At 41.6% G+C, this 15,859-nt stretch carries 14 protein-coding genes; 3 read left to right on the plus strand and 11 right to left on the minus strand.

Going from position 1 to position 15,859, the window contains the following annotated elements; genetic code table 11:
• Nucleotides 1-372 (plus strand): transposase (locus JIG41_RS13555; protein ID WP_199524930.1); only part of this gene is annotated, 372 nt, incomplete at its 5' end.
• A 269-nt stretch (nucleotides 373-641) separates the two neighbouring features.
• Here JIG41_RS13555 and ppiC read toward each other — a convergent pair.
• The 7 genes from ppiC to JIG41_RS13590 all read right to left on the minus strand — a co-directional run bounded on the left by ppiC (nucleotide 642) and on the right by JIG41_RS13590 (nucleotide 8,830).
• Entirely contained in the window at nucleotides 642-920 is a 279-nt protein-coding gene (gene ppiC / locus JIG41_RS13560) for a peptidylprolyl isomerase PpiC (protein ID WP_036972789.1), read from the minus strand.
• Nucleotides 921-983: 63 nt separating this feature from the next.
• Nucleotides 984-1,562: a lysoplasmalogenase gene (locus JIG41_RS13565; RefSeq protein WP_162898069.1), complete on the minus strand. Its 579-nt coding sequence runs from the start codon at nucleotides 1,560-1,562 to the stop codon at nucleotides 984-986.
• Between the two features lie 112 nt (nucleotides 1,563-1,674).
• Nucleotides 1,675-2,073 carry a thiol-disulfide oxidoreductase DCC family protein gene (locus JIG41_RS13570; protein WP_036972792.1) on the minus strand — a complete coding sequence of 133 codons (399 nt, stop codon included), beginning with the start codon at nucleotides 2,071-2,073 and terminating at the stop codon, nucleotides 1,675-1,677.
• A 2-nt stretch (nucleotides 2,074-2,075) separates the two neighbouring features.
• Nucleotides 2,076-3,098: a zinc-binding dehydrogenase gene (locus JIG41_RS13575; protein WP_036972794.1), complete on the minus strand. Its 1,023-nt coding sequence runs from the start codon at nucleotides 3,096-3,098 to the stop codon at nucleotides 2,076-2,078.
• Between the two features lie 13 nt (nucleotides 3,099-3,111).
• Nucleotides 3,112-4,518, minus strand: coding sequence for a TolC family protein (locus JIG41_RS13580; protein WP_199524931.1), 1,407 nt, complete (start codon nucleotides 4,516-4,518; stop codon nucleotides 3,112-3,114).
• A complete protein-coding gene (locus tag JIG41_RS13585; RefSeq protein ID WP_199524932.1) occupies nucleotides 4,511-7,657 on the minus strand; it encodes an efflux RND transporter permease subunit in 3,147 nt (1,048 codons plus the stop codon). Before JIG41_RS13585 ends, JIG41_RS13580 begins: the two co-directional genes overlap by 8 nt.
• 6 nt (nucleotides 7,658-7,663) lie before the next feature.
• Entirely contained in the window at nucleotides 7,664-8,830 is a 1,167-nt protein-coding gene (locus JIG41_RS13590) for an efflux RND transporter periplasmic adaptor subunit (RefSeq protein ID WP_199524933.1), read from the minus strand.
• A gap of 118 nt (nucleotides 8,831-8,948) precedes the next feature.
• Between JIG41_RS13590 and JIG41_RS13595 the strand changes: the two genes are divergently transcribed.
• The gene (locus JIG41_RS13595) at nucleotides 8,949-9,899 is read left to right on the plus strand and encodes a LysR family transcriptional regulator (RefSeq protein ID WP_036972798.1); all 951 of its coding nucleotides are present in this window, start codon (nucleotides 8,949-8,951) and stop codon (nucleotides 9,897-9,899) included.
• Here JIG41_RS13595 and JIG41_RS13600 read toward each other — a convergent pair.
• Both JIG41_RS13600 and JIG41_RS13605 read right to left on the minus strand, forming a co-directional pair.
• Entirely contained in the window at nucleotides 9,896-10,945 is a 1,050-nt protein-coding gene (locus JIG41_RS13600; RefSeq protein ID WP_074989126.1) for a GGDEF domain-containing protein, read from the minus strand. The two genes, JIG41_RS13595 and JIG41_RS13600, sit on opposite strands and share 4 nt — an antisense overlap.
• A 193-nt stretch (nucleotides 10,946-11,138) precedes the next feature.
• Nucleotides 11,139-11,987 (minus strand): DUF6279 family lipoprotein, encoded by an 849-nt coding sequence (locus JIG41_RS13605; RefSeq protein ID WP_180311860.1) that lies wholly within the window; start codon nucleotides 11,985-11,987, stop codon nucleotides 11,139-11,141.
• Nucleotides 11,988-12,532: 545 nt separating this feature from the next.
• On the opposite strand from JIG41_RS13605, the gene JIG41_RS13610 reads away from it, so the two are divergent.
• The gene (locus JIG41_RS13610; RefSeq protein ID WP_036972801.1) at nucleotides 12,533-13,255 is read left to right on the plus strand and encodes a tetratricopeptide repeat protein; all 723 of its coding nucleotides are present in this window, start codon (nucleotides 12,533-12,535) and stop codon (nucleotides 13,253-13,255) included.
• A gap of 19 nt (nucleotides 13,256-13,274) precedes the next feature.
• On the opposite strand, the gene JIG41_RS13615 is transcribed toward JIG41_RS13610, so the two are convergent.
• On the minus strand, nucleotides 13,275-14,690 hold the full coding sequence (locus tag JIG41_RS13615) for a coniferyl aldehyde dehydrogenase (RefSeq protein WP_199524935.1): 1,416 nt from the start codon (nucleotides 14,688-14,690) through the stop codon (nucleotides 13,275-13,277).
• Between the two features lie 134 nt (nucleotides 14,691-14,824).
• On the minus strand, nucleotides 14,825-15,859 hold a 1,035-nt coding region (locus JIG41_RS13620), incomplete at its 5' end, for a DASS family sodium-coupled anion symporter (RefSeq protein WP_199524934.1).

Genomic DNA, 15,859 nt, shown 5'->3' on the forward strand with positions numbered 1-15,859 from the left:
ACAATTCCAGGTGTTGGACCTATGACTGCATCATGCTGTATATCAGCAGTTGGTAGTCCACAGGATTTTGATAATGGACGTAATTTTGCCGCTTGGCTAGGGTTAGTTCCATTTCAATACTCAACGGGCGGTAAACCTAGAATGTTAGGTATTTCCAAGCGAGGGAATAAGGAACTGAGAGAGTTATTTATTCACGCTGCTCGTGCCGTTATGTGGCGGGATAAAACAGCGGAAAAGTTCTTTGGAACATGGTTGATAGATTTAAAATGTCGAAAGCCATTTAATGTCGCACTTGTTGCTTTAGCAAATAAAATAGCAAGAATAGCTTGGTCTGTAATGACCAAGAAGAAGCCCTTTGAAATTAGAGTTTAAGTCAGTTTGCATATGATAATTAATGATGACAAAACGGTTAGACCACCAGATTGAAGACCTTGTGGACATTTCAGTAAGATAAAGTACTTTCTCATTTTTGAGGACAATCTGGCGCAGATCTCATCGTAGAGCTGGGACTAATGAAAGTCTCTAATAGACTCTGAATACATTAGCGCAAACCATCTCCGTTATTTTTAGTTATTAACTTGCAAAACGGGGCGTACCATACATTATGTCCAATAATGATTTAAATGCTAAGGCTTTAAACTTTAGGTTCTGTATAGCACTTTAATTACATGCCAACCAAAGCGGGTTTTCACTAAATGCGGTTCAAGGATTTCGCCGCCAAATGCAACTTTGTCAAACTGCGGTACCATTTGCCCGCGTCTAAATTCGCCTAAATCCCCGCCTTTTTTACCTGACGGACACGTTGAATATTTTTTAGCGAGGGTCTGGAACTTAGCCCCTTTTTTAAGTTGCTTAATGATATCTTCAGCTTGCTCTTTATGTTTAACTAAAATATGCAATGCATGTGCTGTATTGGCCATGGGGTATCTCGAAAATTAAAACGCAGATATTTTATCACGACAAACTAAACTGAGCCACTGCGGCTATTTCTGTTTGCTTATTGCCGGTAAGAACCCTTTAATCAAACAAAATTGCGCTAAATAATAACTACACATGATTGCGATATCTGCATGCACAATTTCAAAATAAAAACGATTAAGGCCAAGAATAGAGTCTGATACAACAAACACTGCCCCACCTAAGACTAAAAAACCGTTCGATTTATCCGTCATCCAAGTAAGGCTTGCCATTATGGTGAGCACCAACATATAGAAAAGCACGGGAATGAGTATGTCATTCAGGTTTGGATAGAATAAGCAAAAAACGATGATTGCAAAAAAGAGATAAAGTAATACGACTTCTATTCGCCAGTGTTTAATTGGCAACATGGTAATGATATAAAAAGCGTGACTTACAAAGAATGCCGCTAAACCGCCTATAAAAAGCTGCCCTGTATCAAGGGCTAGTAGCACATCACCTAGTGTCGAAAAGCTAAGTGCTAATAATAGCGTGATCAAAATGCGATTTTGTATCTGATTGCGTGCTTTTAACACCATCACAATCAACACACCGATAGGCAATGCTTTAAATACCGCCATAGAGGGTTGAGATAATGCAGGCATAAATAGCAGTAAAGCAATGTAAAACGTGCAAAGGATTAGAAAGAGAATGTTCATATTCTTATTATTTTTGTTTGTTCCCAATAATGAGAATAGCAAGCTTTACTTTAAATGTTTATAAAAAATGCTGCTTTTGTTTTTCGCTCAGTAACTTACACTGAGTTTGTTTACCAAAAATACGATAGCGATTACGACCTACCCAATCATAAATATGATCGCGAAAGCCCTTTGGGAGCAGATAAAACACTTTAGCAATTGAGAATGGAAACCCTAATTCATTTGCGATAAATAACACAGCATCACTTTGTTTATATAGCTGGTTTTTATCAATCACTAACATTGAGGAAAGAGGATCTTTAACTTCATGCGCTTTTAATAAACGCTCACCTTTATCGCTTTGCATTGGGCATAACTTAAAGGTTATCTGTTTATCAAAGCGAAGAATAAAACGTACACAAAAATGGCACAGATTACACTGACCATCAAACAAAATGACTGGGCAGTGAGTATGCAAGTTTAACCGCTTACTTGCACAACTTGTTTCCCAGTGAAGCCACCAGCAAGTTGTTTATTCAGTGCATCAGAAACCGCTTGGGCACTAAAGTCAACGGCATGGATTTGTGGCAGTTTTATCTCACCACGCGCTGCATTATCGAGTAATAAATTGCCCATAAAACTTAACTTTTGCTGTGCACATAAGCTATTAGCAAGCCAAGCCCCACCAAGCGACACAATACCAATATTAGGTGCGCGTCTGAACATCAGTTCTTGTTCGAATTTCGGGAGTTCGTTTAAGCATGCAATATGGCCACAAAAGCGCATTAGTTCAACGTTACGAATGGTAGTATCACCACCAATACAATCAAGAACAGCATCAAAGCCTTGCGGCCCTAGTTCACGACGAATTTTATCTTCAAGTTTAGGGTCTTTATAATCAAACACGACATCTGCACCTAATTGCTTAAGTAACTTATGATTGTGTTTGCTGGCGGTGGTAAACACCGTTGCACCACGTTGCTTAGCAAATTGAATAGCAAATTGGCCAACTCCGCCAGCACCAGCATCAATAAACAGTGAATCCCCTTCGCTCAGTTGCAACTTATCAAGGGCAATTAATGCCGTCATACCTGAACAAGGTAAGGTTGCAGCGTCTGCAGGTGATACGTTATCTGGCACAACCGATACAGCATAGTTTGGCACCGTTGTGTATTCAGATAACACACCTTGGTCGCCAAGACTGGCGTGCCATACAACGCGTGCACCAACACCAGGGAATACACCTTTATTTGCCTGAACAACCACCCCAACAGCATCATGGCCTAATACATGCGGGTAATGCCATTTACAAAAACCTTGTTTTGCAAAATTAGCATCAACATGGTTTAAGCCCACATATTCAACTTTAATCAAAAGTTCGTTCCCTTCAGGACTCGGTACTGGCACAGAAAGCTCAGATAACGTAATAGCGTCATTGGGCTCAACCACTGCTAGCGCGCGCATTGTTGACGGAAGATCTGTAGTTTGTTGAATATGTGACATTTAATACTCTGGGTTAAAGATTGTTAAGTTCAAAGCTCCAACGACCGTTAAACACGTTATATGCGCTTACCTTGGCCTGGACAGATGCAATAGTTGAATCAACAGCATTTTCTTGCGCTATTAAAACATCCTGTCTCGCATCTAACAACTCTAAGTAAGGAATTTGTCCTTCTTCATACATAGCGTGAGCTTGTTCAAATGCTTTATTCGCATAATTAAAACGCTGATTAGCAAAATCAAGTTGTTGCTGTTGTTTGACTAAGCGTTGCAAGGTAAGTTCACTTTCGCTTATCGCTTTTAGTACTTTACTTTGATAGTCGCTGTAAGCCGCTTCGCTTAAAAATTGCTGTGCGTCTCGTTGAGCCAATAATGCAGGATAGCTGAGTAATGACCATTCAACTTTTGGCGTCACTTGCCATTGTTTCACGGTATCGTCTAAACCATTACTGGTTAAACTCACCACACCTGCAAACCCTGCTAGGCTAATATCAGGCAGAAGCGCTTTAGAGGCTGCCACACTGAGTGAATAAGCTTGACTGAACTGATACAAGGCACTGGTAATATCCGGTCTGAGTGCCATTGCTTCACTCGCTTTATAAAACGACACGCTAAAATCGCGGCTCAATAATTCAGACTCTTCAATCAGCGTTATGTCGCTTGCAAGTCGGCCAGTTAGCACCGCAAGGGTTGCTAAGTCGCGATATTGCAAGTAACTAAGCTCAGGAATAAGCGCTTGTTGCTGCTTTAACTGAGCAAGGGTACGATTAAGGTCCAACTCATTGGCAACGCCCTCTTCAACTCTTGCTCTCAGCACATCAATACTTTGCTCTAACGCCTCGATTTGCATCTCAATAATCGCTTGTTTTTGCACATTACCTTGATAGCTTACATAGCCTTGCACTACCGCTGAAACCACTTCAACCTGCAATGCCCTTAACTGCTCGGCTTGATTTAGTGCGCCAGCATTCGCAGCATCCACTAAAGCTGTAATTCGACCAAATAAGTCAAGCTGCCAATTTACATTAACACCCGCGTTTGATTGGCGCGTAATAGCGCCATCTAAGCTACTGCGCTCTGCGATTACGCTTAAGCTGCCCTGCGGATAATAATCCGCACGGGCTGCACCTAAACGAGCTATGGCTGCATCAAGTTGAAGTTGGCTGGTTTTTAAGTCGTGATTCATTGCTAATGCATCAGTCACTAAATTGTCTAACTGCGCTGAATCTAAACGACGCCACCAGTTATTCTCGCTCGCACCTTCGTTTTGTGCACCAATTTGTGTATCACTGACAAATTGTGTCAGGCTAACTTGCTGCTCTTGTATGTCTACGCTTTGTGCGCAGCCTGCCAATACACCGGCTAACAGCATTGCACTTACAAGTTTGCCTTGCTTAAAGATTGCATCAAGAGGCTTATGCATCGTGTTGCTCCTTCTGCGATTTTTTCGTTACTAACATATAAAACACCGGGGTAAACAATAAGCCAAACACGGTTACACCAATCATGCCTGAGAATACCGCATTCCCCATAGCATGACGCATCTCAGCACCTGCACCAGTGGCAAGAACTAGTGGTACAACACCTGCCGTAAAAGCAATTGATGTCATTAGAATTGGGCGAAGCCGTAAGCGACATGCTTTAATAATGGCTTCAAGATGAGACATTCCCGTTTTATGCTGATCTCGTGCAAACTCAACCATTAAAATGGCGTTTTTACTTGCTAGCGCAACCAGTACGATTAGTGCGATTTGTGTGAAGATATTGTTGTCATCACCCACAAACCACACACCTAACAAGGCTGAGAAAATAGTCATAGGAACAATCAGAATAATAGCCAGTGGTAATCTCAAGCTCTCGTACTGCGCCGCAAGTACCATGAATACAAGCAATACAACAAGTGGGAAAACATACACCATGGTGTTACCCGCTAATATTTGCTGATAGGTTACTTCTGTCCATTCAAACTCAATCCCATTGGGGAGTGTGTCTGCAAGGATTGCTTCAATAGCTTGCTGTGCTTGGCCTGAGCTATAACCTGGTGCTGGGCTACCATTTAGTTCAGCTGTAGGATAACCGTTATAGTGCATCACACGATCTGGGCCTGTTGTTGGTGTGACCGTTAATACAGAACCTAATGGCACCATCTCACCCATACGGTTACGTACTTTTAGATTCAAAATTTGCTCTGGATCTTGACGGTAATCAGCATCAGCTTGCGCATTTACCTGATAAGTACGACCAAACAAGTTAAAGTCATTCACATACACAGAACCTAAATAGACTTGTAAGGCATTAAATACTTCATCAAGAGGAATGCCTTGAATAAGCGCTTGCTCTCGGTCAATGTCGATATCCATTTGTGGCACTTGAATTCTAAAGCTAGAGTAAAGTCCCATTAATGCAGGGTCTTGCTGCGCTTTAGTAATGGTTGCTTGTAAACTGTTAAAGAGTGCTTCAAAGCCTTTGTTAGCACGGTCTTCAATTTGCAGTTTAAAGCCGCCAGTAGTCCCTAAACCTTGAATTGGCGGTGGCGGGAACACCGCGACAAACGCTTCATCAATAGCGGCAAATTTTTGATTTAACTGCGCCGCTATCGCCATTGCAGACATACTCGGGTCTTGACGCTCTTCAAAAGGTGCAAGCGGAGTAAACACAATGCCGCTATTTGGGCTATTGGTGAAACCATTTACAGATAAACCAGGAAACGACACAGTGTTTGCAACACCGGGGACTTGTAGTGCAATTTTTTCCATTTCTTGCACGACTTCTTGGGTTCTGTCTAAACTTGCCGCATCAGGTAACTGTGCAACAGCCACTAAATATTGCTTGTCTTGCTGTGGAATAAAGCCACCCGGAACAGCATCAAACAATTTAACGGTGCCACCAACAAGCGCAACATAAGCAACTAATACAATCACACTCATACGAATAAGCTTTTGCACCAGTTTTTCGTAGCCATTGGCGCCTTTATCAAACACGCGGTTAAAAGGTTTAAATAGCCAGTTGCCAAATAGGCGGTTTAATAACTTAGTTAAACGGTCTGGTTTTGCATCATGACCTTTTAATAATAACGCCGATAACGCAGGCGATAATGTTAACGAGTTAAATGCTGAGATAACCGTCGAAATAGTAATAGTGAGTGCAAATTGCTTATAAAACTGACCCGATAAACCCGTAATAAAAGCCGTAGGAATAAATACCGCGCACAATACTAACGCAATAGCGATAATTGGCCCGGTTACTTCTGTCATCGCAACACGAGTTGCTTCTAGTGGTGATAAGCCCTGTTCGATATTTCGTTCAACGTTTTCAACCACAACGATGGCATCATCGACAACAATACCAATTGCGAGTACGAGTCCAAATAACGACAAGGTATTAATAGACACGCCTAACCATTGCATTACCGCAAACGTACCAATCAAAGATACTGGCACAGCAATCAGTGGGATAACCGATGCACGCCATGTTTGTAAAAACACCACCACAACAATAACAACTAACGCGATTGCTTCTAAAAGCGTTTTAATTACAGCATCAATCGAGCCGCGTACGAAAATAGTGGGGTCATAAACAATGTCGTATTCTACTCCTGATGGAAAGTCTTTTGCTAACACCTTCATGGTTTCGCGCACTTGATCAGAAAGCTCAATCGCATTGGAACCGGGGCGTTGGAATACGGGCATAGCAAGGGCTGGTTGACCATCTAGCATCGCTCTTAGTGCATACGTGTCTTGGCCAAGCTCAAGGCGTGCAACATCACTTAGGCGTGTAAGCTGACCTTGTTCACCGACTTTAATGATCACATTTTCAAATTCTTCTTGTGAGCTTAAGCGCCCTTTTACATTCATTAGAATTTGGAATTGGTTACTTTTCGACGTAGGTTGTGCACCCAAGCTACCCGCAGCAACCTGTTGGTTTTGCGCACGCAATGCATTTACTACATCCATTGCCGTTAATTCGCGTGCCGATAGCGCATCTGGATTAAGCCAAACGCGCATCGAGTATTGGCCACCACCGAACATACGTACGTCACCCACTCCCGGAAGACGTGCAATTTGGTCTTTGATATACAAGTCGGCATAGTTCGCTAAGTAGGTTGTATCGTGCGTTTTTTCAGGCGAGTATAAATGCACCACCATGGTTAAATCGGGTGATGATTTTTCGGCTACGACACCTAAACGCTGAACTTCTTGTGGTAAGCGCGGTAGCGCACTGTTTACACGATTTTGCACTTGTACTTGTGCACGGTCTAAATCAGTGCCTAACGCAAACGTTACCGTTAGTGTCATGCGGCCATCACTGGTTGCTTGCGAAAACATATACAACATGTTTTCGGTACCATTGATTTCTTGCTCAAGCGGAGTCGCCACTGTTTCAGCAATCACCGTTGGGTTTGCACCCGGGTAACTTGCCGTCACAACAACCGTTGGCGGCACCACTTCTGGATACTCACTGACTGGCAATTGAAATAACGAGATGGCCCCTGCGATAAGAAAGATAAGTGACAGCATCGCAGCAAAGATGGGTCGCTGAATAAAAAAGTGTGAAAATTTCATTTTGCCCTACTGTTTTGCGACCAAGTCTGAATTTGTACTGGAAAGAGTGAATGCTATTCCGCCGCTATTAATGGTGACGGTGTTTGGTGAGATAGGCATACCAGGACCTACACGAGCAGGGCCATTGACGGCTATCACATCACTTTCATTTAAGCCTGATGTAATCGCGCGTAGGCTGCCGTAACGCTCGCCCACCGTCACTAATTTATATTCAAGAACATTGCCTTCACCCACAGTGAGTACAAAACGGTTCTTTAAATCTGTACCAATTGCACGCTCTGGCACGATAACTTTTTCGCTTACTTTATTGGCTGCAAGCTTAATACGAGCAAATGACCCCGCACGCAGTTGTTGCTCATCGTTTTCAAACACGGCACGAACGCGAAGAGTACCGGTAGTTTCGTTAATTTGATTATCAATAAAATTAATTTTGCCATTAAAGTTAAAGCTCGTTTCGCCCACTTTTTGCATCACGACCGCTTGCTCGCTTTGCGCTGTAACATCAGCAAATGACTGATTCCACGTACGCTCATCAATATCAAAGTAAGCATACATTTGCTGGTTTGAAACAATGCGTGTTAACACACTTTGACCGGCAAGTACGTTGTTACCTTTGGTGCTATTTGCTCGCGATACTACGCCATCAATGGGTGAACGAACTTGGGTAAATGCTAAATCAAGCTTAGCTGCACTCAGTTCTGCCTGAAGAGCTAGCAATTGCGCTTCTCGCTGTCTAAGGGTTGATTTACGAGACTCTGCTTGCTCAATTGAAATAGCTTTTCGTTCTGTTAAGCGCTCAGCTCGTTTTGCTTCACTTTTAGCTTGCTCAAGTGCTGCCTTGGCGCTTTCAATTTGCGCTTTTAAGCTATCAACCACCGCAGCAAAAGGGCGTGCATCAAGCGTGAAAAGCAAATCGCCTTCTTTAACGCTGTCACCTTCTTTAAAGTTAATTTTATCGATCACACCCGAAACACGTGGCATGAGCGCAACTTCTTGCGGTGCTTCTAAACGTGTTGTATAGGTGTGCCAATTTTGTACTGGCTTAACGAGTACTTGTGCTACATCAATAGGTTGTAAATGCTGTTGCTGCGCTGCTTGGTTGGCTTCTGTGCCACACCCTGCAAGCGTTAAGCTCGCAATGGCCACTGCCACTGCAAGAATAGATTTGTTCATCACGACTCTCCTGTTTATAGATTGGAGACAATGTTACGGCACTAATTAGATGACAAAAATGATAGATTTCTAAATTCTTTAATGCCAAAATGGCATCAATAATGTTTTAGGAACTGCTATGGATACCACCAGCCGCCTGTTAATGCTACTTGAGGTAATAGAACGAGGCTCGTTTGCAAAAGCCGCTGAATCGAGAAATATCGACCGCTCCGTTATCTCTAAACAAATTAGCCGCCTCGAAGACGAGTTAGGCGTTCGCTTGCTTAATAGAACCACGCGCTCGTTTTCATTAACTGCAGCAGGGGCTGAAATGATCAAAAAAGCCGCTGAACTCAGAGATCTCTTAAATGAAACAGTGCGACTAGCTGAAAACTATCACCAAGAACCGCGAGGAACCCTTAAAATCACTTCCTCAAGTATTCTTGGCAAACGCTACATTCAACCGGTTATTAACGACTTTCAAAAACGTTTTCCGCAAGTAGAAGTGGAACTTCGTCTAGACGACAGATTAATTGATTTAGTGTCTGAGGGTTACGATCTCGCGTTTCGTGTTGGCGAACCAAAAGACTCCTCGTTCATCGCGCGTAAAATTGCACGTAACCGGATGTTGCTCTTAGCCTCGCCTGAGTTTATTGAAACCTACGGTATGCCAACATCTGTAGAAGATTTAAAAGAACTGCCAGCAGCCAGCTACACCAGTCCGAGTAAGCGTATAAGTGGTATTCGTTATCGCAATGCTAATGGCGATATTATCGAGCAAAATATTAAAAGTGTTTTCAGGGCTAATGACGCAGAAGTACTTCTTATGAAGGCTATTTCAGGAAACGCGTATGTGCTCGCTCCTGCCTTTATACTTGAAAATGAAGTAAAGCGAGGTGATTTAGTGCCTATTTTGACCAACATTGAATTACTTGATTACAGTGCGGTGTATGCTGTGTATCCACACAGAGACCTGCCAGTCAGAACACGCTTATTTTTTGATGCTATGCGTGAATACATAGGTAAAGATATCCCCATTTGGGAAGCAAATATCCCTAATTACGATGCCATGTATCAAAAAAGTACTTAGCTTGCTTTATCTGTATCGCAAAACAGTTGAGAAATATTTAACTCATAGGCTGTAACAACACGATTACGTCCTTGCTGTTTTGCCTGATATAAGGCGTCATCAGCCCGTTTTATAAAGTTTTTAAGGGTTTGCTTTGGCATATAACACGCAACACCAATGCTAATGGTTACATTAATTGTGTGCTCATCTATTTGGTAGTCAATTGTGGCTAATTGCTCACGCAACATATCCGCAAATTCAAACGCACTCTGTGGGTCACTTGCAGGTAAAAAGATAGCAAATTCTTCGCCACCAATACGAAACACATAGCCTTTATTAAGCCGTTGCCTAAAGAAACTGGTGACCTCTATTAACACTCTATCGCCTACTTCATGACCGTACTGATCATTAATTTTTTTAAAGTAATCAAGGTCGAGCATTAACATAAACAAACCATTTTTATGAGTCAGCTCAACTTCGAAATAATGAGTCATTGCGAGTCGATTGCCAGCCCCTGTGAGAGGGTCTAACAAGGCTAAATTTTCAAGACGTTTTCCATATTCTGCACGACTATTTTCAAAACTGTGCGACACAGCCCAAATGCTGATATAGACAAACGAGAGGTTGAGTAACGAATTAACAGAGTTTAACGGTACTAAGGTCTCTTTACTGAGTAAAGTAATGCCTTGGATGATGGCTATTCCAAACGAGAAAAATAGCCCATATCGCTTGCCTAATAACAAATAATACAAAATGGGCAGAGCGCACGTCCAAATAAATAGCAGGTTTTTAATATCTCCAAAATGCGTACCAATAACAACAAGCAGACTCAAAAAAACGCACAAAGTGAGCGATTGCCACAGATGGCCGTAGTGTTGTCGTGTGTAAAAATAGGTATGGAAACAAAAAACGGCAAAGAAAACTTCGAGTATGCCAAGCACAGCAAAGTCGTTATAGAGTAAATTATAAAAAGCGAATATTGTTGCAAGTACGCCCAAACAAAAGCTCATCCATTTAAGAACGTTATTTCGTAAAGCCTGAGTGCCTCTCAGCGCACCAATATCCATCAAGTTTCTCGCTTTGTTATGATTACTTGATTTTAGCGTGAAACAAATTAATTAGGAACATTTTATTAACAGTGAACAGCGTTAAGGTAAGCTCTTTACACTACATCCCTATTATTACTACACAGTATCTCTTTGGATTAGTAGCACACGCTAATAACAGAACCGGCTTAAATATTCAGTTCAAAATAAACAACTAATCGTTGATTAACGCTGTCACTTCTTCGATCAGATCATTAAATTCATTGCGTACATTTTTTTGCTGTTTGTCTGTTAATGTTGATTTAAGTGCTAACAATAGTTTCACGTAATTCTCTAAATTTTTGTCGTCAGCGTTAATAAGTGCTTGGCTCATGAACGCAACTCGGTCGTTAATAATAACCGCAAGTTGTTGATCAAAATCGGCGGGCTTGGTTTCTTGTAAAAATAACGTTTTAAGTGCATCTAAACGTTTTTGTTTGTACTGCATCCAGAGCAAAAAAGTATCGACACGCTGATGAGTGAAATCGACAACCAATGTTTTTTGTTCAGTTGATAACTTTGTACCAAGCCACTCTTTATAGGTATCAAGGTTGTCATCTAAACGCGCTTTATCATGCTCTGCTGGCGTTTTTTGTTCATGCTCTTCATATTCATCGTTAATGTTCTCTTGTAACGCAGCCACAAACTCAACACGCTGCTTGTAAGACAATGTATTTGCTAATGCAATTAACTCAGGTTCAAGTTTTGTCACTAATGTTTGCCAATGCTGTTTGGCAGCTAAGAAATGGGTTTTTAATTCATCATGACTAACATTTTTATCAAGTAATGATCTTAAATGTTCGAGATCACGCTTGTACAAAGGCAATTGCGTTTCTCTGTGCCAATCACGGCTAGTTTGGACTATGTGTTTAAACTTATCTGCTTGGTCGCTATTCAGGTCGACATAGTCGTCTATCCAAAACCCAGACAACCAGCCAAGGTTGTTATAGGTAAAACTAGGTGAACATCCTGCAATGCCAAGCAATATGCTAAGTGCAATAAGGTACTTTGCTATTTTTTTCATTTGTATTTGTAAAATCCTGTTCCTGTCTAATTACTTTAGCAAGTTGATAGAGAGTGTAAATATGCAATGCCTGCATTTTAATGAAATTAATTCTCATTTAACTATTGACGAACAGTTAAACCTAAGTAATAATCGTTATCAACAACTTGGTTCGCTAAACTGTTTATACCGCAGTTTCAATACCTACAAGGGTTTGATGTTGTTCCACCAAGTTTGTTCAAGACGTAACTCTTGAATGATGGTTGCTTCCTCGACCCGAGCACCGACATAAAACGTTACACTTTACTTGCTACATTGCTCATATCGGTGACGGTAGATATGACCTCAAAAAGCCCACTCTGGGCTTTTTTTATTTCTTTAGTTTTTCTATTAAAATCTGTATCTTAAGCCTACTTGTTAATTACTAAGCGTGTCGGTGTCTATAAATTAGGCATTTGCAGTAGTTGGGTCTAAACTAACAATATGTTTTGCCCATTTGCTGATACGGCAAGGCTTTTATCAATACCCTAATTATTGATATTTAAACACACATTTGGAGGCAGACTATGATCAAGCCTAATTTAAAATCACTATTGCTAAGCAGCGTGTTACTTCTTTCACCGTTTGCCAATGCAAGCCTAGAAGATGCTCAACTCGCAGCGAATGAAGGACGTTTTGAAGAAGCACTTCAAGAATTTAATTACCTTGCAGATCGTGGCTATGCACCCGCTATTTATGAATTAGCTAAAATGTACGAAGGTGGGTTCGGTGTTCAGCGTGATTACCGTAAAGCAGCAGAGCTTTACCAAAAAGCCGTTAAGCAAGTTCACGCAGATTCAATGTTTGCACTTGGTGTACTTTACCAAGAAGGTAAAGGGGTAAAACTAGACAAAGAGAAAGCAATATCACTTTACGAAATGGCAGCGCAAAAAAACCACCCTGCAGCACAATATAATTTAGGTGTTATGTATGCCAATGGTGAAGGTGTTTTACAGGACTACCGCACAGCAATGAGCTGGTATCAAAAGGCTGCTGCAAATAACTTTACGCTTGCGCAGTATAATATGGCGTTAATGTATTATGATGGTTTGGGCGTTCCAAAAAACCTTGAAAAGTCATATATTTGGAACACAATTGCTGAATACAATGGCAATATGGATGCCAGTCATAGTCGTAAACTTGACGAGCGAAACATGATGCCAGCAGAAGTTGAAGCTGCAAAAGAAAAAGCCGACGCTATTTACGCAAAAATACAAGCGGGATTATACGCCCCTGACGGTCGTTTATAATGACACGAAGTACTTGCGTCTATCGACGCAAGTACATCCATTTTAATAGCGTAATAAGCAATTTATTTTGCTTAAGCAATAGCTGTGTTCTTGGATTAAATTTACCAGATACCAATGTATTTCTGGCATGACTAAAAGTTTTAAACCCTTCTATTCCATGGTAGTGACCCATTCCTGATTCACCAATCCCACCAAAAGGAAGCTGATCTGCGGTCACTTGCATCAACACATCATTTATTGCCAAGGTGCCACTGCGAATCGACTGACTCACAAACGAAATCCTCTCTTTATCGTGGCCAAAAATATACAATGCTAAGGGATGAGGGTGACTATTTATATAGTCAATAACCTGTTGCAATGATTCATAGCTCATTATCGGCAGTAATGGGCCAAATATTTCATTTTGCATCACGTTCATCGCATCATTAACTTGCGTCAATATATGCAAACCCAAACGATGTTTTAAATCGTCATATTGATTCTCTTCAAGCGGCTTAAAAATTTGAGCCCCTTTATCTTCAGCATCCACTAAATATGATTTTAAACGCTGATATTGAGAGTCAGAGACGATTGAAGTTAGGTTTTTTCCCTCAACGCCGTCTTTAAAATGCAGTTTATAGAGCTCACATAGCTGTTGCAGTAATTGATGCTCATGTTTTTTTGGCACGAATACATAATCAGGTGCAACACAAATTTGCCCTGCATTATTTAGCTTGCCAAACAGCAATGTTTTCGCCACTGATTTTATATTCACATCGTCAAGAATCACAACCGGTGATTTACCGCCAAGTTCTAAAGTAACCGGTGTTAAATGCTGACTCGCTGCCTGCATCACCTTACGACCTACTGTTGTGGAGCCTGTAAATAATATGTGTGCAAAAGGCAGTTCACTAAACGCCGCAGCAACCTCGCTCTGCCCTTCAACAATATGGCAATGCGCTGCTAACTCACCAGAAAATATATCCTTTATAATCTCATTGGTATGGGGTGTAAATTCGCTGACTTTTAGCATCACTCGATTACCTGCCGCTAATGCGGTAATGACAGGAACCAGTGCGAGCTGTATAGGATAATTCCACGGCGCAATAACACCGATAACACCTTTTGGCTGATAATTAATATGAGCCTTAGAGGGCCACAAACTAATACCCACACCACGCGACTCATTGCGAGCCCACTTGGGCAGCCGTTTTATTGTGTCACTGATGAGTTTTACTGTCGGTAACAAATCACCCAGTACGGTGTCAAAAGCAGTGCGGTATCCAAAATCTTTACTCGTCGCCGCAACAAGGGCTTGCTCGTTAGTAATCAGGCTATTTTTTATCTGTTTTAAAATGCTAATACGCTGCTCGATTGGCAAATAAGGTTCAGCCAAAAAAGTACGGTTGAGTTGCTGGAATTGAGAATGTAGAAGTCTTTGAATATCAGTCAAAATGTGATCTCTTGAATAGCGACAAATTCAACTATAGCGATCAATAATAACCGCCGCAACTTTCATAGAAGTAAAAAAACAGCGCTCAGGGTGAGCGCTGTTGTTGGTTGGAATAGGTTGGATATTATAAATGTATCTTAAAAGCCAAACACAGCGGCCGCGATGGTCATTGTAATTAGCGTAATCATCGCAATCGCAATGATATTAAGTGCAAAGCCTGATCGGATCATGTCACGCATTTGAATTTGCCCCGACCCAAACACAATGGCATTAGGAGGGGTTGCAACAGGCATCATGAATGCGCAGCTACATGCAATCGCTGCAGGAATAACCCACACTAAAGGCGTTCCAAATACAGATTCAGCAACCGGACCTAATAGCGGTAAGAAACCAGCAGCAGTTGCGGTATTACTTGTGATCTCAGTTAAGAAAGTAATCAATGTTGCAACAGCCAAGACACTCAGTACTAACGGAATCACACTTGCACCTTCAATCATGTGAGCGATGTACTCTGCTAGGCCTGATGATTTAATTTGCGCAGCAAGTGTTAAACCACCCCCGAACAGTAATAACACGCCCCAGGGCACTTTTGCTGCACTTTCCCAATCGAGAATACGCTCGCCATCCCCTTTATTAGCAGGTAACACAAACAGCAGTAAAGCAGCAGCAATCGCAATGCCTGTATCCGATATTTTTAACCCTGTTGAGTCAGCCAATAACGGTCTGAAAATCCAACACACTGCAGCAAGTACAAACACTATTGCCACGCCTTTTTCAGCACGCTGCATTACGCCAAGCTCTTTAAGCTGGGTTGAAAATAATGATTTAGTATCTTGGCTCGCATCTTGCGCGCACGGTGTATCCACTTTATAAGCAAACTTAGTTAACCATACCCAGCATAAAATAAGCATAACTGTTGCAAGCGGGACACCTACTTTCATCCACTGTGCAAAACCAATATCAATTTTATAGCTATCTGATAAGTACGCTGCCATTAATGCATTTGGCGGAGTACCAATCAACGTGGCAATACCACCAATGCTCGCGCCATACGCGATAGATAGTAATAATGCTTTGCCAAATTGGTCGTTATCAGGATTAGATTGCTTTACTAACATCGTGATCGACATAGCAATCGGTAGCATCATCACCGCAGTGGCTGTATTTGACAT

Origin of the sequence: Pseudoalteromonas sp. bablab_jr011 (assembly GCF_016464045.1) — a bacterium.
Taxonomy (GTDB): domain Bacteria; phylum Pseudomonadota; class Gammaproteobacteria; order Enterobacterales; family Alteromonadaceae; genus Pseudoalteromonas; species Pseudoalteromonas lipolytica.

Excerpts from the sequence above, each read along its gene's own strand:
- ppiC (WP_036972789.1), bottom strand. The coding sequence starts at position 920 with ATGGCCAATACAGCACATGCATTGCATATTTTAGTTAAACATAAAGAG.
- JIG41_RS13565 (WP_162898069.1), bottom strand. The coding sequence starts at position 1,562 with ATGCCTGCATTATCTCAACCCTCTATGGCGGTATTTAAAGCATTGCCT.
- JIG41_RS13575 (WP_036972794.1), bottom strand. The coding sequence starts at position 3,098 with ATGTCACATATTCAACAAACTACAGATCTTCCGTCAACAATGCGCGCG.
- JIG41_RS13580 (WP_199524931.1), bottom strand. The coding sequence starts at position 4,518 with ATGCATAAGCCTCTTGATGCAATCTTTAAGCAAGGCAAACTTGTAAGT.
- JIG41_RS13585 (WP_199524932.1), bottom strand. The coding sequence starts at position 7,657 with ATGAAATTTTCACACTTTTTTATTCAGCGACCCATCTTTGCTGCGATG.
- JIG41_RS13590 (WP_199524933.1), bottom strand. The coding sequence starts at position 8,830 with ATGAACAAATCTATTCTTGCAGTGGCAGTGGCCATTGCGAGCTTAACG.
- JIG41_RS13595 (WP_036972798.1), top strand. The coding sequence starts at position 8,949 with ATGGATACCACCAGCCGCCTGTTAATGCTACTTGAGGTAATAGAACGA.
- JIG41_RS13600 (WP_074989126.1), bottom strand. The coding sequence starts at position 10,945 with ATGGATATTGGTGCGCTGAGAGGCACTCAGGCTTTACGAAATAACGTT.
- JIG41_RS13605 (WP_180311860.1), bottom strand. The coding sequence starts at position 11,987 with ATGAAAAAAATAGCAAAGTACCTTATTGCACTTAGCATATTGCTTGGC.
- JIG41_RS13610 (WP_036972801.1), top strand. The coding sequence starts at position 12,533 with ATGATCAAGCCTAATTTAAAATCACTATTGCTAAGCAGCGTGTTACTT.